This is a genomic window from Variovorax paradoxus (assembly GCA_016806145.1).
Lineage (GTDB): Bacteria > Pseudomonadota > Gammaproteobacteria > Burkholderiales > Burkholderiaceae_C > Variovorax.
This window is the reverse complement of record CP063166.1, coordinates 3152360-3173280: the sequence shown is the minus strand read 5'-3', so window position 1 is coordinate 3173280 and position 20921 is coordinate 3152360. Positions and strand designations below refer to the sequence as shown.

Below are 20921 nucleotides of genomic sequence, written 5' to 3'. Positions count from 1 at the left end.
CGCCGGCCGGCGCCTTCGCGCCCCAGCCTCAGTGGATCAGCTGCAGCCGCGAATCGAACAGATGGTCGAGGTCGGCGATCCACGGCTCGGCCAGGAGCCGGATCTCGGCGTCGTTGCGCAGGATGCGCTGCATCACGCGGGTCTTCTCGGCGCGGTCGGTGCGCGGCAGCTCGAGCGAGGTGGCCTTGAAGCGCAGCTGCTCGATCAGCACGGCGCAGGCGCCTTCGCAGCGCACCACGCCTTCCCAGTCTTCCATGCGGGCGGCCTCGAGCATCTGCTTGCTCGCGGCTTCGATCGCTTTGTAGTAGTCGAGCAGTCGCTCTTGCATGAAGGACTCCAAGGACGCCTCAGGCGGCCTGCGCGGGCTGGGAGGGCCCGATCTGTTTCCAGCTCTGTGCGACCGGTGCGATCAGCGAAGCCACTTCCGCCAGGGCCGCCCCGTCGTTGCGGAGGTTGGCGACCGTCAGCCGATTGATGCAATAGTCGTACAACGCGCGGAGTGTAACCGCGAGTTCTCCACCCCGGGCCTCGTCGAGCCCACCCTTGAGGCCTTCTTCGAGGAATCGCACCGCCCGCATGATCTGCTGGCCCTTGGCCGCGATGTCGCCGCGCGCCAGCGCGCCGCTGGCGGCATGGATGGCCTGCAGCAGGCCGTCGAACAGCAGCTCGATGAGCCGGTGCGGGGAGGTCGAGGCGTCCACGCCCGATTCGGCGCCCACTCTGGAGTAGGCCTGGGCGGCGCGGGCTGCGGGCGAGGTGTACATGGTGCGGCTTCCTGTTCCGGTGTCTATGCCTTCTTTATCGGCATTCCGGTGCGGAAGTTGAGGCCCGCGAGCCCGGCGCGGGCCCGAAAACCGGCGCCTCAGCTGGTGGACTTGTTCCACTGCGCCACCTGCTGGGTGATGTACGTGTTGAGCGCGGTCAGCGAGGCCATCTTCGTGTCCAGCGCCGTGTACTGCGCGCGCAGCCGCTTCTCGGTCAGGGTCAGCCGGTCGCTGAGGTTGTCCTGGCTCTTGTCGTTGTCCTTGCGCTGGTCCTTGAGCGACTGGGTGCGGGTGTCGAGCGTGCCGTCGGTGGCGATCGCGGCCTGGGTGAAGGCCGACAGCCGGGTGGCGAAGCCGGTGGCGCTGGAATCCATGGTGTTCTGCGCCGCGGCGAAGAACTGCTGCACCGCGGCCGGGTTCTTGAGCGCCGCGTCGAGCTTGACGGTGTCGACCGCGAGGTTGCCGGCGCCGTCCTTGGCGACCGTGATGCCGAGGTCGCTCAGGCGCTGGATCGCGCCGCCGCCCGAGGGCGAGCCGACCAGGCTGCGCAGCGCGTTCTGCAGGCTCACGGCCGTGGAGTCGCCCTGCAGCAGCGCCGCCGTCTTGCTCGCCGCGTCGTAGGCGGTGGCCGAGTTCAGCGTCTGGTTCATCGTGTTGTAGGCGGTCACGAAGGCCTGGATGGTGCCGCGCAGGCCCGAGGTGTCGGTGGTCACGGCGACCTCGACCGGCGAGGTCGTCACCTGCGACAGCGTGAGGCTCACGCCCGGCACGGTGTCGGCCAGCACGTTGGTGGCCGAGCGGATCGTCACGCCGTTGATGGTGGCCTCGGCATTGCGCGCGTACTGCACCGGGTTGGCGCCCATGCCCTGCCCCGCGCCATCGAAGGCGAGCAGGCCGAGGTCGGCGCCGTCGCCCGAGCCCAGCGGCGTGGCCGTGACGCGAAAGCCCGCGGCCTCGCCGGTGCTGCTGGAGCGCAGCATCAGCCGTTCGCCCGAGAGGTCCTTGAGCACGGTGGCGCTCACGCCCGCGCCGGCCGCGTTGATCTTGGAAGCGATGGTCGAGAGGCTGTCGCCCTCGTTCACGCCGATGTCGATGGCGGCCTTGTCGCCGGCCTGGAAGTTCGGGCCGCCGGTGTCGGTGTCGTTCCAGTCGCCGAGCTGGATGCTCAGGGTGCCGAGGCCGAAGCCGGTGCCCGTGGCCACCGCGTTCGAGGACACGGCCTGGGCGCGCGCGAGCTGCGACACCTGCATGGTGAAGCTGCTGGCCACCGCGTCGCCGGCGTTGGTGACGCTGGCGCTCAGCGCGGTCGCGTTCGAGCTCGAGGCGGTCTTGGCGTTCCAGGTCGCGGCGGCCGCCAGCTTGGTGGCCGCGTCGGACAGCGCCGAGAGCTGCGACTTGAGCGTGCCGAAGGCCGAGATCTTGTTGTCGAGCGTGCTCGCCGTGGTCTGCAGCGCGGTCAGCGGCTTCTTCTCGATCGCCATCAGCTGCGTGATGATGGATTCGACGTCGAGCTGGCTGCCGATGCCCGTCGATGTGATGCTGGCCATGTCTTTTCTCCGATGCTGGAATCGCCTCGCGCCCACGGAAAAAACACGGGGCGGCGAACGGAATTGTCCGTTCGCCGCCCCGCGATGAAGCGTGCAGGAGGCCGGCCTTCGGCCCCCTGTTCCTGCCTTAGCCGCGCAGCAGCGACAGCACCGTCTGCGGCAGCTGGTTGGCCTGGGCCACCATCGCCGTGCCGGCCTGCTGCAGCACCTGGGCGCGCGACAGGTTGGCGGTTTCGGCCGCGAAGTCCGCGTCCTGGATGCGGCTGCGCGAAGCGGTCAGGTTCTCGGCCGAGGTCGAGAGGTTCGAGACCACCGATTCGAAGCGGTTCTGGATCGCGCCGAGGTCGGCGCGCGAGGAGTTCACGGCCTTCAGCGCGGCGTCCATCGCGAGGATCGCGTTGTCGGCGCCGTCCACCGTGTCCACCGTCAGGCCGGAGAAACCGGTCTCGGCGGTACCGGCAGTGGTCATCGTCGCGGCGGTCGGGCCGGCGGTCAGGCCGGTGTTGGTCAGCGTGCCGCCGACCGTGATGGCCGTGCTGCCGCTCGAGGTCAGGGTGACAGCGCCCGTAGCGGCGTCCGCCGTCGCGACCACGCCGGTCTCGCTGGACTTCTTGTTGATGGCGGCCGCCACGTTGGCGCCCTGCGTGATCGCGTTGGTGCCGGCATTGACCGCGCCGATGCCCACGCCGTTGATCGTGAAGGCGTTGGCCGTGATGCCGCCGAAGCCCGCGGGCGCCGCGCCGGTCACCGTGGCCGAGTAGGTGTCGACGCTGGTCCAGCTGCCCAGCGAGTTGATGCTGGCATTGGCGATCGAGGCGATCGAGATCGTCTCGCCCTGGTTGGCGCCGACCTGGAACGACTGGGCGCTGAAGCTGCCGTCGAGCAGCTTGGTGCCGTTGAACGAGGTCTGCTTGGCGACGCGGTCGATTTCGCTCTTGAGCTGCGTGACTTCCTTCTGCAGCGAGGCGCGGTCCTCGGTCGAGTTGGTGGCGTTGCGCGACTGCACGGCCAGTTCGCGGATGCGCTGCAGGTTGTTGCCGATGGTGCTCAGCGCGCCTTCGGCCGTCTGCGCCAGCGAGATGCCGTCGTTGGCGTTGCGGCCGGCTTGCGTCAGGCCGCGGATCTGGGCCGTCATGCGCTCGGAGATCGCGAGGCCGGCGGCGTCGTCCTTGGCGCTGTTGATGCGCAGGCCCGAGGACAGGCGCTGCATCGAGGTCGCCAGCGAGGATTGGCTGCCCGAGAGGTTGCGCTGCGCGGTGAGCGAACTGATGTTGGTGTTGATGATCGAGGCCATGAGAGCTCCTTCAAACTGATAAGTCGGGCATCGCTGCCAAAGTCGCGCCAGCGAAGCGCTGGCTGCCTGACGAACCCTGGTGCAAGGCCCGTTGCACTGGTTTTCGGTGGGTCCCGGCCGGCTCTTTAGCGATTTATTTTTGCGATCGCACCCTCAAGATTTCCGACCGGATGCAGACGGGTGTGCCGGCGATTGCGCCGCGGGCGCCACCATGCTCCGCGTGTTACCCCCACGGAAACCCGTAGTTTCCCCACCACGCAAGACAACTTCGTCCCCACGGGATTTCGTGGTCTGTGCACCACATCAGGTCACACTCGTTAACAGCTTGTAAACCGCGAAACGGAAGCCATGGATGTCCGACTTTCGATAGATTTATCTATCACTATCGAAATTAGACTTTCACTCGGAGTGCCTTAGTATTCATTTCAGATAACCAAGTCACGGTTCTGGGGCGCGATGGTTGCAAGCACTCACCATCGAGGCATCTCGGGTCAAAGTTTTTTTGTAGGAATCCGCCTACTGCGGTACATTTTTAACAAATGTTTACTGAGTCTGACATTTGTGATTAAACTGAAAGTACACGGTCGCCAAGGGCGCTTTTGCCCGCCTAGGAGGAGGCACTCATGACCAATGAACAGCTGCTCGCCGAGATCAAGGAAGCCAACCTCACCTACCTGATGCTGGCGCAGAGCCTCATCCGGGAAGACAAGGCGCAGGCCCTGTTCCGGCTCGGCATTTCCGAGGAATCCGCGGACCTCATCGACACGCTGTCGCCGGCGCAGATCATGAAGCTGGCCTCCAGCAACATGCTGCTGTGCCGCTTCCGTGCCACCGACGACATGGTCTGGGGCCTGCTCACCAGCCACAACGTGCGCACCCGCACGGCCAACGACGAGACGCTGAAGCTGCACGCCAACATCGTCATGTCGAGCCGTTTCGCGGAAACCTCGTACTGAGGCGCCGCGCATTCCGCGAGCTGACAAGGCATGGCCAATCCGAAGAGCGTGCTGGGCGAGTCCCGGCAGATCGAGCGCGCGGTCCATCTGATCGAGATGGGCGCCCGCCTGCAGGTGCTGGAGAGCGAGACCGAGCTGTCGTACGAACGGCTGCTGCGCCTCTACAAGGAAGTGGCGGGCAAGTCGCCGTCGAAGGGCCAGTTGCCCTTCTCGACCGACTGGTTCCTGACCTGGCAGCCGAACATCCACGCTTCGCTGTTCCACAACATCTACACCTACCTCAACAAGACCAGCGAGCTCGAGCCGGTCGACGCGCTGATCAAGGCCTACGGCCTGTACACCGAGCAGACCGGTGCCTGCGGCCTCGAGCCGCAGCTGTCGATCACGCGCGCCTGGCGGCTGGTGCGCTTCATGGAGAACCAGATGCTCGCCATGACGCCCTGCTCGCGCTGCGGCGGCCACTTCGTGACCGAGCCCTACGAGAACGCGCAGCACTTCGTCTGCGGCCTGTGCGAACCGCCGGCGCGCGCCGGCAAGGGCTCGGGCGCGGGCGGCATCCAGCTGCAGTGAGCGCGGCGAATGCCGCGAGCCAGCCGGCAAACAGAAGATAAGGGCCCCCGCAGGGCCCTTTTTTCATGGAATGCGCGGGGCGGCTCCGAGGCCCAATAGGGGTTCCAGGAACTCGTATCGCCCCATGTCCGTCATCCTCGGTTACCTCGTCGCGCTGGGCTGCATCTTCGGCGGCTACATCATCCATGGCGGCAACATCGGGGTGGTGCTGCATGCGCTGCCGATCGAGCTGATGGTGATCGGCGGCGGCGCGCTCGGCGCCTTCGTGGTGAACAACCAGCGCAAGGTGCTGATGGCCACGCTGAAGGCGCTGCCGACGGCGCTCAAGGGTTCCAAGTACACCAAGGCGCGCTACCTCGAGCTGATGGCGCTGCTCTACGACATCCTGCAGAAGGCGCGCAAGGAAGGCCTGATGTCGATCGAGAAGGACATCGAGGCGCCGCAGGATTCGCCGCTGTTCCAGAAGCACCCGAACGTGGCCAAGGACCACCACGTGGTCGAGTTCACCACCGACTACCTGCGCATGATGGCCTCGGGCAACCTCAACAGCCACGAGATCGAGTCGCTGATGGACAGCGAGATCGAGACCCACCACCAGGAATCGCATGCGCCCGTGGCCGCCATCGCGCGGCTGGCCGGCGGCCTGCCGGCCTTCGGCATCGTGGCCGCCGTGCTCGGCGTGGTGAACACCATGGGCTCGGTCGGCCAGCCGCCGGCGGTGCTCGGCGCCATGATCGGCTCGGCGCTGGTCGGCACCTTCCTGGGCATCCTGCTGGCCTACGCCATCGTCGAGCCGCTGGGCGGCCTGCTCGAGCAGAAGGCCGAGGAAGGCACCAAGGAACTGCAGTGCATCAAGACCACCCTGCTGGCGAGCATGCAGGGCTACAACCCCACGACCGCGATCGAGTTCGGCCGCAAGGTGCTGTTCTCGACCGACCGGCCGAGCTTCACCGAGCTCGAGACCCACGTGAAGAAGAAGTAGAGCGCCCAGCGCAAGAGGCAACGCCATGGCCACCACGCCCGGGACCCGCAAGCTCCAGCCGATCATCATCAAGCGGGTCAAGAAGACCACGCATGCGCACCACGGCGGCGCCTGGAAGATCGCCTACGCCGACTTCGTGACGGCCATGATGGCCTTCTTCCTCCTGATGTGGCTGCTGGGCTCGACCGCCAAGGGCGACCTGCAGGGCATCGCCTCCTACTTCAACTCGCCGATGAAGGTCGAGATGGCCGGCGGCTCGGGCGCGGGCAGCGCCTCGAGCGTGGTGCCCGGCGGCGGGCGCGACCTCACGCGCACCACCGGCGAGGTGCGCCGCACCGACGGGAGCACCATGGACCCGAAGAAGATCGGCCAGGACAACAGCCTCAAGCTCGAGCAGGCGCGCCAGGACGCGCGCCGCATGGCGGCCCTGCGCGCGCGCATCGAGGAGATGATCGAGAGCAACCCCAAGCTGCGCGAATTCCGCTCGCAGATCAAGCTCGAGGTGACCTCCGACGGCCTCGAGATCCAGATCGTCGACGCGCAGAACCGCCCGATGTTCGACACCGGCAGCGCGATCGTGAAGCCCTACATGCACGACATCCTGCGCGCGGTGGGCGGCGCGCTCAACGGCATCGAGAACCGCGTGAGCCTGGCCGGCCACACCGATGCCGCGCCCTACGGCAACGGCGACCGCGGCTACGGCAACTGGGAGCTGTCGGCCGACCGCGCCAATGCCTCGCGCCGCGAGCTGGTGGCCGCCGGCATGCCCGACGACAAGCTGGTGCGCGTGGTCGGCCTGGCCGCGAGCGACCTGCTCGACAAGAAGAACGCGCTGGCGCCGCTGAACCGCCGCATCAGCATCGTGGTGCTCACGCGCGACGCCGAGTCGCGCCTGTTCGGCAACGCGCGCCTGGAGGGCAACGACGCGGTGAAGGCCATCGCCACCGAGCTCGCCAGGGAGCAGAAGAAGCCCGAGGGCGCCGATGCGCCGGCCGCTCCCGCCGGCGCGGCGCCCGCCGCCACCCCGGGCCGCGCCCAGCCCTGAGCGAGCGCCACCGCCATGGAATCGAACAGCCAGGACCGCCAGCTCCCCGCCTCGCAGCGCAAGATCGACCAGGCGCGCCGCGACGGCCAGGTGCCGCGCTCGAAGGACCTGTCGCATCTCGCGGTGATGGGCACCGGCGCGGTCGCGCTGCTGCTGCTCGCGCCCACCGCCTTCGAGCAGATGCGCGGCACGCTCGCGCAGGCGCTGGTCTTCAACGCGGCCAGCGTGCAGGACCCGGCCGACATGCTGTCGCGGCTGTCGACCTTCGCCGGCCTGGGCCTGGTGGCCTGCGTGGTGTTCGCAGCCATCGTGCTGAGCGCGGCGGTCGCGGGCAGCCTCGCGGTCGGCGGCTGGGTCTCGAGCACCAAGGCGATCACGCCCGACCTTTCGCGCCTGAGCCCGTTCAAGGGCCTGGGCAACCTGTTCACCCGCCAGCAGGTGGCGCAGGTCGCCAAGCTGGTGCTGCTGTCGGCCATCCTCGGCACCATCGGCTGGTACTACGTCGCCGGCTCGATCGGCGAGGTGGTGCGCGTGGTGCTGCAGCCCTCCCCCTCGGCGCTGCGCGCGCTCGGCGACTGGCTCGCCACCGGCGTGGGCCTGCTGCTGCTGGTGGTGTTCGCCACCGCGGTGATCGACGTGCCGCTGCAACGCTTCTTCCACCTGTCGAAGCTCAAGATGTCGCACCAGGAGCTCAAGCAGGAGCACAAGGAATCCGACGGCGACCCGCATACCAAGGGCCGGCAGCGCAGCGCGGCGCGCGCGATCTCGCAGCGCGCCAGCATCACCGCGGTGCCGCGCGCCGACTTCGTGCTGATGAACCCGACCCACTACGCGGTGGCGCTGCGCTACGACGAGGCGACCATGAACGCGCCGCAGGTGGTGGCCAAGGGCGCCGACCTGCTCGCGATGAAGATCCGCGAGATCGCCAACGCCAACGGCATCCCGGTGGTGCAGTCGCCCATGCTCGCGCGCGCGCTGTTCGCCCATGCCGAGATCGACCAGCCCATTCCCTCGAGCCTGTTCACCGCCGTGGCCCAGGTGCTGGCCTATGTCTACCGCATGAAGGCCGCGCTGCGCGGCGAGGGCCCGATGCCGCAGGGCGTGCCCGATCCCTACGTGGCGCCCGAGCTCGACCCGCACCGCAAGTTGCCTGCAACGGCAGCCGCTGAACCCGTGGCAGGAGTGCGCCCATGAACCCGCTCGCCCTGCGCCAGTGGCTCGGAGCCCGTGGCGGCATGTTCCAGCGCGCGGCAGCGCCGCTGCTGGTGGTGGCCATCCTCGCGTTGATGGTGCTGCCGATCCCGCCCTGGCTGCTCGATGGCTTCTTCACGCTCAACATCGCGGTCGCGCTGATGGTGATGATGGTGGCGGCCTACATGGTGCGCCCGCTCGACTTCGCGGCCTTTCCCTCGGTGCTGCTCTTGACCACGCTGATGCGGCTGTCGCTCAACGTGGCCTCCACGCGCGTGGTGCTGCTCGAGGGCCACACCGGCCCCGGCGCCGCGGGCGCGGTGATCGAGTCCTTCGGCCACTTCCTGATCGGCGGCAACTTCGCGGTCGGCCTGATCGTGTTCGCGATCCTGGTGGTGATCAACTTCGTGGTGGTCACCAAGGGCGCCGAGCGCATCGCCGAGGTGTCGGCGCGCTTCACGCTCGACGCCATGCCCGGCAAGCAGATGGCGGTCGATGCCGACCTCAACGCGGGCGTGATCGACGAGAAGGAAGCCCGCCGCCGCCGCGCCGAGGTGGCCGAGGAAGCGAACTTCTTCGGCTCGATGGACGGCGCCTCCAAGTTCGTGCGCGGCGATGCCATCGCCGGCATCCTGATCCTGGTGATCAGCATCGTCGGCGGCTTCGCCATCGGCGTGCTGCAGCACGGCCTGTCGGCCGGCAAGGCGGCCGACACCTACGTGCTGCTCGCGGTCGGCGACGCGCTGGTGGCGCAGGTGCCGGGCCTGCTGATCTCGGTCGCCGCGGCGATGGTGATCTCGCGCGTGGGCCGCGAGGAGGACGTGGGCCGCCAGATCGTCGACCAGTTGCTGACCTCGCCGCGCGTGCTCGGCCTCACGGCCGGCATCCTGGGCTTGCTGGGCGTGATCCCGGGCATGCCGCACGTGGTGTTCCTCTCGATCGCCTCGCTGCTGGCCTGGGGCGCCTGGCGGCTGTCGCGCCGTCCGCCGCCGGCCGCGCCCGCGCCGCCGGCACCGCCCGCGCCCGATGCCGAGGCCAGCTGGGACGACCTGCAGCCGGTGGACCTGCTGGGCCTGGAGCTCGGCTACCGACTGATCGCGCTGGTCGACAAGAGCCGCCAGGGCGACCTGCTCACGCGCATCAAGGGCGTGCGCCGCAAGTTCGCGCAGGAGGTGGGCTTCCTGCCGCCCGCGGTGCACGTGCGCGACAACCTCGAGCTCAAGCCCAGCAGCTACCGCGTCACCCTGCGCGGCGTGGTGGTGGCCGAGGGCGAGGCCCATCCGGGCATGTACCTGGCGATCAATCCGGGCGGCATCACCACCCCGCTGATCGGCACGCCCACCACCGACCCGGCCTTCGGCCTGCCCGCGCACTGGATCGAGGAGCGGCAGCGGGAAGCCGCGCAAATGAGCGGTTTCACCGTCGTTGATTCGGAGACCGTGATGGCCACCCACCTGTCACATTTGATGCAGGTGCAGGCGGCGCGCCTGCTCAGCCGCACCGAAACCCAACAACTGGTCGAACACGTGAACAAACTGGCGCCCAAGCTGATCGAGGAAGTCGTGCCCAAGCTGGTGCCGCTGTCCACGTTCCAGAAGGTGCTGCAACTGCTGCTGGAAGAGTCGGTGCACATCCGCGACATCCGCACCATCGTCGAGACGCTGGCCGAGCATGCCGGCAGCACCACCGACCCGGGCGAGCTCGCGCGCCGCGTGCGCGTGGCGCTGGCGCCGGCCATCGTGCAGCAGATCTACGGCCCGGTGAAGGAACTCGACGTGATCGCCATCGAGCCCGCCTTCGAGCGCCTGCTGATGCAGGCCCTGGGCAATGCCCAGGCGCCCGCGCTCGATCCGGGCGTGGTCGAGATCTTCACGCGCACCGCCGCCGAGGTCGCGCTCAAGCAGGAAGAGCAAGGCGTGCCGGCCTGCCTGCTGGTGCCCGACGCGATCCGCAACGCCATCGCGCGCATGGTGCGCCGCGCCGCGCCGCGCATGCAGGTGCTCGGCCACAGCGAAATCCCTGAAACCCACACCATCCGCATCGGCCCGATCCTGCGAGGAGCCTCCGCATGAACATCCAACGTTTCACCGCACCGACCGCACGCGAAGCGATGGCGCTGGCGCGCAATGTCTTCGGCGACGGCACGCTGATCCTCTCGAACCGCCAGCTCGACGACGGCGTGGAAGTGGTGGCCGCGGCCGAGGACAGCCTGAGCGCGCTCGAGGCCGGCCGCGCGATCCTGCAGGGCACGCAAGGCACGCTCTCGGCGCCCGCGTGGACGCCGCCGAAGCCGGTGCCCGCGCCCGCCGTCGCGCAACCGCAACCCGCCGTACCGGCACCGGCCCCGGCCCCGCTCGCGAGCGCCGAATCGCGCGCCATCGTCGAGGCCGACGTGGCCGAGCTCGGCATGAGCACGCTGTCGTTCCAGGACTACGTGCGCGAACGCATGCTGCGGCGCCAGCAGGAGGCCGCGTCACCGGCGCCCGCGCCCGCCGCGTCGTCGGCCGCGCCGGTCCGCGCGGCCTTCGTGCCCACCGCCGCGCCCGCCGCCGTCGAAACGCCCCGCCCCGCCCCCATCGCCGCGCCCGCTCCCGCGATCGACACCGCGAGCGAAACCCAGCAGGCGCTGATGGCCGAGCTGCAGGCCATGCGCACGCTGATGGAGAGCCGCTTCAACGCCCTCGCCTGGCTCGGCCCGGCACGGCAGAACCCGGTGCATTCGAACCTGATGCTCAAGCTGCTGCGCGCCGGCTACTCGCCCGCGCTCGCGCGCAGCGTGCTCGAATCGATCGCGCTCGACAACGACGCGGCCGGCGCGGTGCGCCGCATGATGGCCGCGCTCGAAACCATGCTCGGCATCGACCCCGCCGCGCCCACGCTGGCCGAGGAAGGCGGCGTCTACGCGCTGGTCGGCGCCACCGGCGTCGGCAAGACCACCACCGCCGCCAAGATCGCGGCCCAGTGCGCGCGGCTGCATGGCCCGGCCAGCGTCGGCCTGATCACGCTCGACATGCACCGCGCGGGCGCGCACGAACAGTTGCGCGCCCACGGCCGCGCCATGGGCGTGGTGGCGCATCTCGCGCACGACCGCGCCGCGCTGCAGGAGCTGCTCGCGCTGTTCCACGGCAAGCGCATGGTGCTGATCGACACCGCCGGCCTGGCGCCGCGCGATCCGCGCCGGCGCGACCTGCTGGACCTGCTCGACCTGCGCGGCATCTCGCGCCTGATGGTGCTCAATGCCGGCGCGCACGGCGACACGCTCGACGAGATGGCCGCCAGCTTCAAGATCGGCGGCGCGCGCCAGGCCGTGCTGAGCAAGACCGACGAGGCCGTGAAGCTGGGCCCGGCGCTCGACACGCTGATCCGCCACCAGCTGGTGCTGCGCGGCGTGGCCCATGGCCCGCGCACCTCGCAGGACTGGAAGCCGGCGCTGGCCGCCGAGCTGGTGCGCGACTCGATGCGCGCGGCCCAGCGCTCGCCCTTCGATCCGCAGCCGGCCGACCTCGAGCTGTTCTTCTCGCCCGGCGCGGGCGAACTCTGAGGAGCGCACCCGCCCCCGACACGACATGCAGGCCGCTTCCCCGCTCTCCCAGATGTACACGCCCAAGGGCCGGCTCGACCGCGATGCGCTGATCCGCCAGCACGTGCCGCTGGTGCGCCGGCTGGCGCATCACATGATCGCCAAGCTGCCGCCCAACGTCGAGCTCGACGACCTGATCCAGGTCGGCATGATCGGCCTGGCCGATGCGCTGTCGCGCTACGAGGCCAGCCAGGGCGTGCAGTTCGAGACCTTCGCCACCCAGCGCATCCGCGGCGCCATGCTCGACGAGCTGCGCGACGGCGACTGGCTCTCGCGCGGCTCGCGCAAGAGCCAGAAGCAGATCGAGCAGGCGGTGCGCGCGCTCGAGCAGAAGCTGGGCCGCGCGCCGGCCGAGTCCGAGATCGCCGACGCGCTCGAGATGCCGCTGGCCGACTACCAGAGCCTGCTGGGCCGCGTGCGCGGCACCCAGCTCGTGTACCTGGAGGACATGGGTGGCGGCACCGATGCCGAGGGCGAGTCGGGCTTCCTCGACCGCCACCTGGCCGATGCCGACGCCGACCCGATGAGCCTGCTCAAGGACCAGCGGCTGCGCCAGGCGCTGGTGGGCGCCATCGACAGCCTGCCCGAACGCGAGCGCCACATCATGGGCATGTACTACGAGCAGGACATGAATCTCAAGGAGATCGCGGCCGTGCTCGGCGTGACCGAGTCGCGCGTCTCGCAACTGCACAGCCAGTCGATCGCGCGGTTGCGCGCGAAGATGCGTTCGCACTGACGCTCACGAAGCACCGCGCCGCGGTGCTTTCTTCATCGCGCGCCGAGGATCGCCGCGAGCTGGCTTTCGAGGCTTGGGCCGGCCGCCGGAAAGCGCCCGTCGAGCGCCGCCGTGCCCACCGTGAAGCCCGCGGCGCCGCTGGCGCGGATCGCCGCGATGCGCTCCGGCGTGTCGATCGACCCCGCCACGATCACCGGCTTGCCCGCGGCCTCGCAGACCGCGCGCATCAGCCGCGGCACGTCGAGCGCGGCGCGGTAGGCGAGCAGGTCCAGCCCCGCCACACCGGGCCGGCTCGCGATCGCGCGGGCGCTGGCCACGATCTGCTCGATGGATCCGCCGAGCACGCTCGGATGCCCCGAGACCCGGCCCGCGAACGGGTAGTAGCGGATGCCCGTGCCCTCGAGCAGCGGCAGCACCTCGTCGACATGCGTGCCGCCGAGCAGGTGGTCGACACCGAGCCGGCACGCCATCTCGACCGAGGCGATCTCGCTGTCGCGGTCGAGCGAGACCACCTCGAGGTAACTCGAAGCGCCGTGGTCGCGGATGCTTCGGTGCAGGCCCTCGAGCGCGGCCATCGGCAGCCCGATGTCCTTGAAGCCGATGTGGCGCACGCCGGCCGCGAGCGCCGTCGCCACATGGCGCGCGGCGTCGGCCACGGTGCGGTCGTGCCGCGTGAGCATGAAGATGAATTCGAAGCCGCTCATGGTCGGGCCTTTCTCGTGGTTCGGTTGGCGGCCGCCAGGCGCGCGGCCATGTCGAGCGCGGCGTCGAGGCTGGCGGCGTCGGCGCTGCCGCGCCCCGCGATGTCGAAGGCGGTGCCGTGATCGGGGCTGGTGCGCACGAACGGCAGGCCGAGCGTGATGTTCACGCCTCGGTCGAGCCCGAGGTACTTGACCGGGATCAGCCCCTGGTCGTGGTACTGCGCCACCACCACGTCGAAGCGGCCCTGGCGCGCCTGCATGAACACCGTGTCGCCGGGCCAGGGTCCGCTGGCATCGATGCCCTCGCGCCGCGCGGCGGCGATCGCGGGCGCGATGGTGCGCTGCTCCTCGTCGCCGAACAGCCCGCCCTCGCCCGCGTGCGGATTGAGGCCGGCCACCGCGATGCGCGGCGCCGCGATGCCGAAGGCCCGGGCGCCCTGGTGCGCGAGCCGGATCGCCGACATCTGCGCCGCGAAGTCCGCGCGCTCGATGGCCTCGCGCAGCGCGCAATGGACCGTCACGAGCACGGTGCGCAGTTCGTCGTTGGCCAGCATCATCGCGACCCTGCAGCCGGTGCGCTCGGCCAGGATCTCGGTGTGGCCCGGATAGCGCAGGCCGGCGGCGGCCAGCGCTTCCTTGTGGATCGGCGCGGTGACGATGCCCGCCACGCGACCCGCCTGCGCGAGGGCTATCGCGGCCGAGATCGCCTCGAAGGCGGCCCGACCGCTGGCCGCATGCACGGCGCCCACGGGCGGCAGCGCCTCGAGCCGCGACGCGGCCAGCAGGTTCACCGTGCCGGGCGCGTGCGCCAGGTCGTCGATCGACGCCGCCACGCGCAGCCTCGCGCCCGCGCCCAGCGCCTCGAAGGCCCGGCGCATCACGCGCGGATCGCCGATCAGCACGCAGCGCCGGGCCCACTCGGCATTCAGCAAGGTGCGCGCAACGATCTCGGGGCCGATGCCCGAGGGATCGCCCATCGTCAGCGCGAGCCGCTCGGGCGGCACGGACTGGGTGAGTTGGGCTGACAGTTCTTGCATGAGGGAATATCGAGGACGGCGGGGCCGGACGCTCTAATCTATGCAGATGCCCGCCCCCGGACAAACGATGATTGCTGACACCAACGGTGAGCCTGGCTCACAGAAGAACCCCTCGCGCCTGCCCTCGCTGATGGCGCTGCGCTGCTTCGCGGCCGCGGCCCGGACCCAGAACTTCAGCCAGGCGGCCGACAACCTGCACCTGACCCATGGCGCGGTCAGTCGCGCCGTACGCATGCTCGAGGACGACCTGGGCCTGGCGCTGTTCGAACGGCGCAACCGCGGCGTCTTCCTCACCGAGGCCGGGCGCCGGCTGCAGCGCGCGGTGGACGAGGGCTTCGGCCTGATCGAGGACGCGACGCGCGCGCTGCGGCGCTCGGCGCGCGAGGCACCGCTGGTGCTGTCGTGCGAGCCGACCCTGCTGATGCGCTGGCTGATTCCGCGCTGGCCCGATTTCCAGGCGCGCCATCCCGAGGCCGCGGTGCACCTGGTGGCGGGCGGCGGGCCACTCTCCTTCGACGGCGGCATCGACCTCGCGATCCGCCGCAACGACTTCGAATGGCCCGCGAGCGTGCAGGCGCAGCCGCTGTTCGAGGAGAAGATCGGGCCCGTGTGCAGCCCGCACCGGATCGGCGATTTCTTCGACAACGCCGGCGCGAGTCCGTCGCTGCGCAGCGACGCGGTGCGGCTGCACACGCGCACGCGGCCGCAGGCCTGGCCGTCGTGGACGCAGCTGCGGGGCGCCTCGACCGACACCGGCGGCAGGGAACAGGTCTTCGAGCATTTCTATTTCAGCCTGCAGGCGGCGGTCGCCGGGCTCGGGGTGGCGATCGGGCCCTGGCACCTGGTCTGCGACGACCTCGCGAGCGGCGTGCTGGCGGCGCCGCTGGGTTTCGTCGCGGACGGCTCGGGCTACTTCCTGCTGTCGCCGCAGACGCCGGCCTCGGGCCGGCAGCGCCAGTTGCTCGAGTGGCTGCTCTCGGTGGTCTGAACGCTAGACTGCGCCCGCATGATCCGCGCCCGCTCCCGCAAGACCCTGTTCCTGGCCCTCGTGCTCGCATTCGCCGTGGCCTTCGCCTGGTACTTCAAGGTGCTCGCGCTCGGCTACTACTGGCTCGGCACCACGCTGGGCGCCGCGCAATGGGCCGGCAAGTCGCTGTGGCTGCCGGACTACCGGGTGGCGGTCGAGGGCCTGCCGATCCAGGGCCTGACGCGCAACGCCTCGGGCCTGACCTTCAACACCGAGACCGGCACCCTCTTCACGGTCATCAACCGCCCGCCGCAGATTGCCGAGCTCGACACCGAGGGCCGGCTGCTGCGCGTGATCGGGCTCGAGGGCGTGAAGGACCCCGAGGGCATCACCTACGTGCAGGGCGAGAGCTACGTGATCTCCGACGAGGACAGCCACCGCATGTACTGGGTGCGGATCGGGCGCGACACCCAGCGGGTGTCGGTGGCCGGCCGGCCGAGCCTGGGCATCGGCATCGACCGGCTGCACAACAGCAGCTTCGAGGGCATCTCCTGGGACGGCGTGCACAAGCGGCTGTACGTGGTGCGCGAGAAGCTGCCGATGCGCGTGCTGATGGTGACCGGGCTCGATCCCGACACGCCCTCCGCGAGCGGCTTCAACATCGACATCAGCGAATGGAAGTCCTCGCGTGCGGGCTCGCTGTTCATGAGCGACCTGTCCTCGGTCACGCTGCACGACCCGACCGGCCACCTGCTGCTGCTGAGCGACGAGTCGGCGCTGGTGGTGGAGTACGCGAGCGACGGGCGCCCGGTCAGCATGCTGCCGCTGTGGCGCGGCTTCGGCGGCCTGCGGCGCAAGGTGCCGCAGCCCGAGGGCGTGGCGGTCGGTCCCGACGGGCGGCTCTACCTGCTGTCGGAACCCAATCTGTTCTACCGCTTCGAGCGCGTGCCGAAGCCGTCGTAGTCAGTGCGCCGGCATCGAGGCCGAGCGCAGCCCCGCGAACACCCTGCGCTCGCCGGGCATGGTGTAGGTGGCGTCGGGGCGCGGCCCCAGCAGCGAGGCCAGGCTGCGGTCGACGATGACGGTGCGACGCGCGACGCTGTCGCGCTGGTTCGACAGCCGCTGGGCCACGGCCTCGACGCGGCGGCGGAATTCGGCGTCGAGCGCCTCGGCCGACAGCGCGGCCTCGAGGGCGCGCGCGAAACCGGTGGCGCAGCGGCGCAGCTCGCCGCTGGCCTGCAGCAGGTCCGAGGGCTCGGCGCGGCGCAGGCCGGCATCGACCAGGTCGAGCTGGTCCTCGACTTCGCTCAGCAGCATCTCGGCGGAAGCACGGGTATCGGGCATGGCATCAGTTCCTTGCGCGGCTCAGGAATTCCTGGGCGTTGGCCAGGAGCTTGTCGGCGATGGCGCCGGAATCGACCTTGAAGCTGCCGTTGGCGATGGCGGCGCGCACCGCGGCCACCTTCGCCTCGTCGATGCCGCTGCCGGCCGTGGCGGCGGCCTCGAGCGTGCGGGCCGAGGCCGACACGCTGACCGGCGTGCCGGTGGCGTCGCCGGCATCGGCCACCGCGGGCGTGGCGCCCCGGCCGGTCTTCGCGGCCGCGGTCACGCCGGTGGCGGCCGCGACGGCGGGATCTTGCAACGGGTTGATCTTCATGGCGGCTCCTGGCCCCGGGCGGGGGCTTCGTCCCCAGGATTTCGACCGCCGTTCGACGGACTTGAGGACTTTTTCGAAGTTTTTTGCGCCGCGACGGTCACATCGAGAGGCGCACGGTGCGCGGATCCTGCACCACCCCGGTGGTGATGCGGCCATTCTCCATGCGGATGCGCACCATCTGGCCGACCACGCCCGGCGTCAGCGCCTGGGCCTCGGTGGCGATCTCGAAGCCCTGGCCCTGGGCCACCACGCGCACCTGGGTGCCGGCCGCGAAGGCCTGGGCCGGCTTCACCATCGACTGGCGCAGCGGCTGGCCGGCCTGCAGCGAGCGCGAGGCGACCTGCCCCACCCACTGGGTGGCCTCGGCCATCACCGGCGAGGGCTCAGCGGCCCAGTCGGCCTCGGCCTCGACCGCGTCGGCCGCGCTCAGCACGGTGCCGGGCAGCACGTTGTCGCGCAGCACCCAGGCCGGGCCGAAGGCCTTGATGGTGACCGGCAGGAAGACGTTCCAGCGCGCGCCGCCCTCGACGCAGCGCAGCCCGAGCCGGGTGCGGCCCCACAGGCGCAGGCCGGTGGGGATGTAGGGCTCGACGCGGCTGCAGGGTGCCAGGCGCAGCCGGTTGTCGAGCGCGCCGATGGCGACCTCCATGCGCAGCGGCGCGGGATTGGCCGACTGGGCCTGGGCCACGGCGTCGTCGAGCCACTGGCGGGTGCTGGCGGCGAAGGCCTCGCCGGCTTCGGCGCCTTCGGACGGCGCCTGCTGGGCGAAGGCGCTGAAGGCGGTGCAGGCGGCGAGCAGCAGCGCGCCGGCAGCGAGAGGGAATGCGGGGACGGCCATGGGCTCCTCCGGGGTGTGCAGGGACGGAAATGCGGAACGCGCGTGCCTCGGCCCACCGCAGCGCGACCCGCACTGTAGGCAGTACGCCCCGACCCCAAAGCCGCGATAAGGCCGAAAAAGCCGCCTTTCATCCGCGCTTCCGAAATCGGCGCGGCTCCCACAATTTCCGCACGGGCGCTCACGCCCACACCCTTCGCGAGGACCCCGGCCCATGCTCGACAAACTGACGAACTCACTGGATTTCCAGGCGAAAGCCCTGGTGCTGCGTGCCGACCGCCAGCGCGACATCGCGAGCAACATCGCCAACGCCGACACGCCCGGCTACGCGGCGCGCGACTTCAGCTTCGCCGACGCGATGCGCGAGGCCACGGGCGGCGGCACGCCGCGCGCCGCCTCGGGTGCCAGCGCCGACGGGCGCACCGACGCGCGCCACATCCCGCTGACTTCGGGCGGCGGAACCGGTGGCAGCGGCGCGAGCGGCGCCACTGGTGGTTACGCGGTCCAGACCCAGCCCTCGCTCGACGGCAACAGCGTCGACCTCGACCGCGAGCGCGCGGCCTTCGCCGACAACGCGGTGCGCTACGAGGCCACGCTGCGCTTCATCAACGGCCAGGGCAAGACGCTGCTCGCGGCCATCCAGGGGCAATAAGCCATGTCGATGTTCTCGATCTTCGGCATCTCCGGCAGCGCGGTCAGCGCGCAGTCGCAGCGCCTGAACGTGGTGGCCAGCAACCTGGCCAATGCCGACGCGGTGGCCGGCCCCGACGGCCAGCCCTACAAGGCGCGGCAGGTGGTGTTCCAGACCGTGGCGCTCGACGGCGAGACCGGCGCCGGCGTGCGCGTGGACTCGGTGACCGAGAACCAGACGCCCGGGCGCAAGGTGCACGAGCCCGCCAACCCGATGGCCGACGCCCAGGGCTACGTGACCCATTCGAACGTGAACGCGGTGGAGGAGATGGTCAACATGATCTCGGCCTCGCGCTCCTACCAGAACAACGTCGAGGTGATGAACACGGCCAAGAACCTGCTGCTCAAGACGCTGCAGATCGGCCAGTGACCGCCACCCCACCGCACACCCTTCTTCCGGACGCCCGCGCATGACCTCCACCGCCGCCACCTCCAACCTCACCGGCACCACCTACGTGCCGAGCTCGAGCGCGGACAGCAAGTCGATCTCCGCCAGCGGCACCGCCGAGGCGCAGGACCGCTTCCTCAAGCTGCTGGTCGCCCAGCTCGCGAACCAGGATCCGATGAATCCGATGGACAACGCGCAGATGACCTCGCAGATCGCGCAGATCAACACGGTCACGGGCATCCAGCAGCTCAACGACACGATGAAGAACATGAACACCCAGATGTCGGCCATGCAGGTGCTGCAGGCCGGCAACCTGGTGGGCCATGGCGTGCTGACCGAGGGCAACCAGCTGGCCTTCGACACCACGGCCAAGACCGCGGTGGGCGCGATCGAGCTGCCGGCCAAGGCCAGCAACGTGAAGATCCAGGTCACCACGGCCGGCGGCCAGATCGTCGACACCGTCTCGCTCGGCGAGCTCGACGCGGGCCAGCACGGCTTCACGCTCGATTCCTCCAAGTACCCGGCCGACACGCCGCTGCAGTTCAAGGTCATCGCCACCAACGGCAGCGAGAAGGTCGATGCCGTGGCGCTGATGCGCGACAAGGTGGTGGCCGTGGGCAGCGACGCCAGCGGCGGCCTCACGCTCACGCTGCTGACCGCGGGCAAGACGCCCTACGCCAACGTGCACGCCGTTCTCTGACAGACACCCCTTCCCATCCAGCACACAGGAGCCACTCCATGAGCTTTCAACAGGCACTCTCGGGTCTCAACGCCGCCAGCCGCAGCCTCGACGTGATCGGCCACAACATCGCCAACGCGGGCACCACCGGCATGAAGTCCTCGCGCGCCGAGTTCGCCGAGATCTACGCCAGCTCGGCCGGCGCCATCGGCGGCACCAACGTGGGCCTGGGCGTGGGCGTGGCCGACGTCTCGCAGCAGTTCTCGCAGGGCTCGCTGTCGATCACCGGCAACGACCTCGACGTGGCCATCAACGGCGGCGGCTTCTTCCAGGTGAAGGCGCCCGACGGCTCCACCGCCTACACCCGCGCCGGCAACTTCAAGCAGGACAAGCAGGGCAACATCATCACCAACAGCGGCGCGCAGGTGATGGGCTATGCCACCGACGCCAACGGCGTGCGCCAGAGCTACGACGCGATCCCGCTGAAGCTGCCCACCGGCGCGCCGATTCCGGCCAAGCAGACCACCAAGATGGCGGCCGAGATCACGCTCGACGCCAGCGCCGTGGTGGCTTCCACCGCCACGCCGCCGACGCCGATCCGCACCTACGGCACCTCGCTGACCGCCTACGACGCCCAGGGCCTCGAGGTGCCGGTCGGCCTGTACTTCCAGAAGGCCGCCAATAACAGCTGGAACGTCTACACCAGCGTCAACGGCAGCGACCCCGCGGCCTCCACGCCGTTCCAGCTCAACTTCAACGCCGACGGCAGCCTCAACACCACCACCTCGACGGTGCCGGCGATCACGCTGTCCTCGCCCAACGACCCGACGCGCACCTTCACCGCCTCGCTCGACCTCAGCAACATGACCCAGGTCAACGCGCGCTTCGCGGTGTCGGACCTGACGCAGGACGGCTACACCGCCGGCCAGCTCACCGGCATCAAGATCGAGGACACCGGCGTCATCACCGCCACCTACTCGAACGGCCAGACCCAGGCCGCGGGCCAGGTCGCGCTGGTGAGCTTCCGCAATGCCCAGGGCCTGGCGCCCAGCGGCTCGGGCTACTGGGTCGAGACCGCGTCCTCGGGCCAGCCGGTGCGCGGCGCGCCCGGCGAAGGCACCTTCGGCCAGCTGCGCTCGGGCGCGCTGGAGGAATCGAACGTCGACCTCACGGCCGAACTGGTCAACATGATGAGCACGCAGCGCGCCTACCAGGCCAATGCACAGACCATCAAGACGCAGGACCAGGTCATGTCCACGCTGATCAACCTGCGCTGATCGAACGCACCGGGAGCGACGCGCG

The 20921-nt window shown here is 69.9% G+C and carries 23 protein-coding genes; 14 read left to right on the top strand and 9 right to left on the bottom strand.

The genetic code is table 11. From position 1 onward, the window contains the following. Positions 1–28 precede the first annotated feature (28 nt). The 4 genes from INQ48_14935 to INQ48_14920 form a co-directional block, all read right to left on the bottom strand. Positions 29–328 carry a flagellar protein FliT gene (locus INQ48_14935; GenBank protein QRF60424.1) on the bottom strand — a complete coding sequence of 100 codons (300 nt, stop codon included), beginning with the start codon at positions 326–328 and terminating at the stop codon, positions 29–31. Positions 329–347: 19 nt separating this feature from the next. Then, entirely contained in the window at positions 348–764 is a 417-nt protein-coding gene (gene fliS / locus INQ48_14930) for a flagellar export chaperone FliS (GenBank protein ID QRF60423.1), read from the bottom strand. A gap of 98 nt (positions 765–862) precedes the next feature. Further along, positions 863–2311, bottom strand: coding sequence for a flagellar filament capping protein FliD (fliD, locus tag INQ48_14925; GenBank protein ID QRF60422.1), 1449 nt, complete (start codon positions 2309–2311; stop codon positions 863–865). Positions 2312–2438: 127 nt separating this feature from the next. Next, a complete protein-coding gene (locus tag INQ48_14920) occupies positions 2439–3605 on the bottom strand; it encodes a flagellin (GenBank protein QRF60421.1) in 1167 nt (388 codons plus the stop codon). Between the two features lie 623 nt (positions 3606–4228). Here INQ48_14920 and flhD point away from each other — a divergent pair. The 8 genes from flhD to INQ48_14880 all read left to right on the top strand — a co-directional run bounded on the left by flhD (position 4229) and on the right by INQ48_14880 (position 12665). Beyond that, positions 4229–4561 carry a flagellar transcriptional regulator FlhD gene (flhD, locus tag INQ48_14915; GenBank protein QRF60420.1) on the top strand — a complete coding sequence of 111 codons (333 nt, stop codon included), beginning with the start codon at positions 4229–4231 and terminating at the stop codon, positions 4559–4561. A gap of 30 nt (positions 4562–4591) precedes the next feature. After that, positions 4592–5131, top strand: a complete 540-nt coding sequence (gene flhC / locus INQ48_14910) for a flagellar transcriptional regulator FlhC (GenBank protein ID QRF60419.1) — start codon at positions 4592–4594, stop codon at positions 5129–5131. A gap of 124 nt (positions 5132–5255) precedes the next feature. Then, positions 5256–6113 (top strand): flagellar motor stator protein MotA, encoded by an 858-nt coding sequence (gene motA, locus INQ48_14905; protein ID QRF60418.1) that lies wholly within the window; start codon positions 5256–5258, stop codon positions 6111–6113. Between the two features lie 25 nt (positions 6114–6138). Continuing rightward, positions 6139–7158: a flagellar motor protein MotB gene (gene motB, locus INQ48_14900; protein ID QRF60417.1), complete on the top strand. Its 1020-nt coding sequence runs from the start codon at positions 6139–6141 to the stop codon at positions 7156–7158. A 15-nt stretch (positions 7159–7173) separates the two neighbouring features. Next, entirely contained in the window at positions 7174–8352 is a 1179-nt protein-coding gene (locus tag INQ48_14895) for an EscU/YscU/HrcU family type III secretion system export apparatus switch protein (protein ID QRF60416.1), read from the top strand. Next, positions 8349–10421 carry a flagellar biosynthesis protein FlhA gene (gene flhA, locus INQ48_14890; GenBank protein ID QRF60415.1) on the top strand — a complete coding sequence of 691 codons (2073 nt, stop codon included), beginning with the start codon at positions 8349–8351 and terminating at the stop codon, positions 10419–10421. Before INQ48_14895 ends, flhA begins: the two co-directional genes overlap by 4 nt. Beyond that, positions 10418–11890 (top strand): flagellar biosynthesis protein FlhF, encoded by a 1473-nt coding sequence (gene flhF / locus INQ48_14885; protein QRF60414.1) that lies wholly within the window; start codon positions 10418–10420, stop codon positions 11888–11890. Before flhA ends, flhF begins: the two co-directional genes overlap by 4 nt. Positions 11891–11942: 52 nt before the next feature. Continuing rightward, complete coding sequence (locus tag INQ48_14880; protein QRF60739.1) at positions 11943–12665, top strand: RNA polymerase sigma factor FliA; 723 nt, start codon at positions 11943–11945, stop codon at positions 12663–12665. Between the two features lie 32 nt (positions 12666–12697). On the opposite strand, the gene INQ48_14875 is transcribed toward INQ48_14880, so the two are convergent. Both INQ48_14875 and pdxA read right to left on the bottom strand, forming a co-directional pair. Then, complete coding sequence (locus tag INQ48_14875) at positions 12698–13369, bottom strand: 4-hydroxythreonine-4-phosphate dehydrogenase (protein ID QRF60413.1); 672 nt, start codon at positions 13367–13369, stop codon at positions 12698–12700. Continuing rightward, entirely contained in the window at positions 13366–14343 is a 978-nt protein-coding gene (gene pdxA / locus INQ48_14870) for a 4-hydroxythreonine-4-phosphate dehydrogenase PdxA (GenBank protein QRF60738.1), read from the bottom strand. Before pdxA ends, INQ48_14875 begins: the two co-directional genes overlap by 4 nt. Before the next feature lie 127 nt (positions 14344–14470). Here pdxA and INQ48_14865 point away from each other — a divergent pair, with 127 nt between their 5' ends. Both INQ48_14865 and INQ48_14860 read left to right on the top strand, forming a co-directional pair. After that, positions 14471–15391, top strand: a complete 921-nt coding sequence (locus INQ48_14865; protein ID QRF60412.1) for a LysR family transcriptional regulator — start codon at positions 14471–14473, stop codon at positions 15389–15391. 18 nt (positions 15392–15409) lie between these two features. After that, positions 15410–16333, top strand: coding sequence for an SdiA-regulated domain-containing protein (locus INQ48_14860; protein ID QRF60411.1), 924 nt, complete (start codon positions 15410–15412; stop codon positions 16331–16333). On the opposite strand, the gene INQ48_14855 is transcribed toward INQ48_14860, so the two are convergent. The 3 genes from INQ48_14855 to flgA form a co-directional block, all read right to left on the bottom strand. After that, positions 16334–16714 carry a hypothetical protein gene (locus tag INQ48_14855; GenBank protein QRF60410.1) on the bottom strand — a complete coding sequence of 127 codons (381 nt, stop codon included), beginning with the start codon at positions 16712–16714 and terminating at the stop codon, positions 16334–16336. A 4-nt stretch (positions 16715–16718) separates the two neighbouring features. Continuing rightward, positions 16719–17027: a flagellar biosynthesis anti-sigma factor FlgM gene (flgM, locus tag INQ48_14850; protein QRF60409.1), complete on the bottom strand. Its 309-nt coding sequence runs from the start codon at positions 17025–17027 to the stop codon at positions 16719–16721. Between the two features lie 97 nt (positions 17028–17124). Further along, positions 17125–17865 (bottom strand): flagellar basal body P-ring formation protein FlgA, encoded by a 741-nt coding sequence (flgA, locus tag INQ48_14845; protein QRF60408.1) that lies wholly within the window; start codon positions 17863–17865, stop codon positions 17125–17127. A gap of 211 nt (positions 17866–18076) precedes the next feature. Here flgA and flgB point away from each other — a divergent pair, with 211 nt between their 5' ends. From flgB to flgE, 4 genes are read left to right on the top strand one after another with little or no spacing between them, the layout of a single operon-like run. After that, on the top strand, positions 18077–18514 hold the full coding sequence (flgB, locus tag INQ48_14840; GenBank protein ID QRF60407.1) for a flagellar basal body rod protein FlgB: 438 nt from the start codon (positions 18077–18079) through the stop codon (positions 18512–18514). 3 nt (positions 18515–18517) lie between these two features. Continuing rightward, positions 18518–18922 carry a flagellar basal body rod protein FlgC gene (gene flgC / locus INQ48_14835; protein QRF60406.1) on the top strand — a complete coding sequence of 135 codons (405 nt, stop codon included), beginning with the start codon at positions 18518–18520 and terminating at the stop codon, positions 18920–18922. Between the two features lie 40 nt (positions 18923–18962). Further along, entirely contained in the window at positions 18963–19640 is a 678-nt protein-coding gene (locus INQ48_14830) for a flagellar hook assembly protein FlgD (protein ID QRF60405.1), read from the top strand. Between the two features lie 38 nt (positions 19641–19678). After that, a complete protein-coding gene (gene flgE / locus INQ48_14825; GenBank protein QRF60404.1) occupies positions 19679–20896 on the top strand; it encodes a flagellar hook protein FlgE in 1218 nt (405 codons plus the stop codon). Positions 20897–20921 lie beyond the last annotated feature (25 nt).

Bases quoted from the DNA above. Each gene is read 5' to 3' on its own strand.
- INQ48_14935 (QRF60424.1), bottom strand. From the start codon at position 328: ATGCAAGAGCGACTGCTCGACTACTACAAAGCGATCGAAGCCGCGAGC.
- fliS (QRF60423.1), bottom strand. From the start codon at position 764: ATGTACACCTCGCCCGCAGCCCGCGCCGCCCAGGCCTACTCCAGAGTG.
- fliD (QRF60422.1), bottom strand. From the start codon at position 2,311: ATGGCCAGCATCACATCGACGGGCATCGGCAGCCAGCTCGACGTCGAA.
- INQ48_14920 (QRF60421.1), bottom strand. From the start codon at position 3,605: ATGGCCTCGATCATCAACACCAACATCAGTTCGCTCACCGCGCAGCGC.
- flhD (QRF60420.1), top strand. From the start codon at position 4,229: ATGACCAATGAACAGCTGCTCGCCGAGATCAAGGAAGCCAACCTCACC.
- flhC (QRF60419.1), top strand. From the start codon at position 4,592: ATGGCCAATCCGAAGAGCGTGCTGGGCGAGTCCCGGCAGATCGAGCGC.
- motA (QRF60418.1), top strand. From the start codon at position 5,256: ATGTCCGTCATCCTCGGTTACCTCGTCGCGCTGGGCTGCATCTTCGGC.
- motB (QRF60417.1), top strand. From the start codon at position 6,139: ATGGCCACCACGCCCGGGACCCGCAAGCTCCAGCCGATCATCATCAAG.
- INQ48_14895 (QRF60416.1), top strand. From the start codon at position 7,174: ATGGAATCGAACAGCCAGGACCGCCAGCTCCCCGCCTCGCAGCGCAAG.
- flhA (QRF60415.1), top strand. From the start codon at position 8,349: ATGAACCCGCTCGCCCTGCGCCAGTGGCTCGGAGCCCGTGGCGGCATG.
- flhF (QRF60414.1), top strand. From the start codon at position 10,418: ATGAACATCCAACGTTTCACCGCACCGACCGCACGCGAAGCGATGGCG.
- INQ48_14880 (QRF60739.1), top strand. From the start codon at position 11,943: ATGTACACGCCCAAGGGCCGGCTCGACCGCGATGCGCTGATCCGCCAG.
- INQ48_14875 (QRF60413.1), bottom strand. From the start codon at position 13,369: ATGAGCGGCTTCGAATTCATCTTCATGCTCACGCGGCACGACCGCACC.
- pdxA (QRF60738.1), bottom strand. From the start codon at position 14,343: ATGGGCGATCCCTCGGGCATCGGCCCCGAGATCGTTGCGCGCACCTTG.
- INQ48_14865 (QRF60412.1), top strand. From the start codon at position 14,471: ATGATTGCTGACACCAACGGTGAGCCTGGCTCACAGAAGAACCCCTCG.
- INQ48_14860 (QRF60411.1), top strand. From the start codon at position 15,410: ATGATCCGCGCCCGCTCCCGCAAGACCCTGTTCCTGGCCCTCGTGCTC.
- INQ48_14855 (QRF60410.1), bottom strand. From the start codon at position 16,714: ATGCCCGATACCCGTGCTTCCGCCGAGATGCTGCTGAGCGAAGTCGAG.
- flgM (QRF60409.1), bottom strand. From the start codon at position 17,027: ATGAAGATCAACCCGTTGCAAGATCCCGCCGTCGCGGCCGCCACCGGC.
- flgA (QRF60408.1), bottom strand. From the start codon at position 17,865: ATGGCCGTCCCCGCATTCCCTCTCGCTGCCGGCGCGCTGCTGCTCGCC.
- flgB (QRF60407.1), top strand. From the start codon at position 18,077: ATGCTCGACAAACTGACGAACTCACTGGATTTCCAGGCGAAAGCCCTG.
- flgC (QRF60406.1), top strand. From the start codon at position 18,518: ATGTCGATGTTCTCGATCTTCGGCATCTCCGGCAGCGCGGTCAGCGCG.
- INQ48_14830 (QRF60405.1), top strand. From the start codon at position 18,963: ATGACCTCCACCGCCGCCACCTCCAACCTCACCGGCACCACCTACGTG.
- flgE (QRF60404.1), top strand. From the start codon at position 19,679: ATGAGCTTTCAACAGGCACTCTCGGGTCTCAACGCCGCCAGCCGCAGC.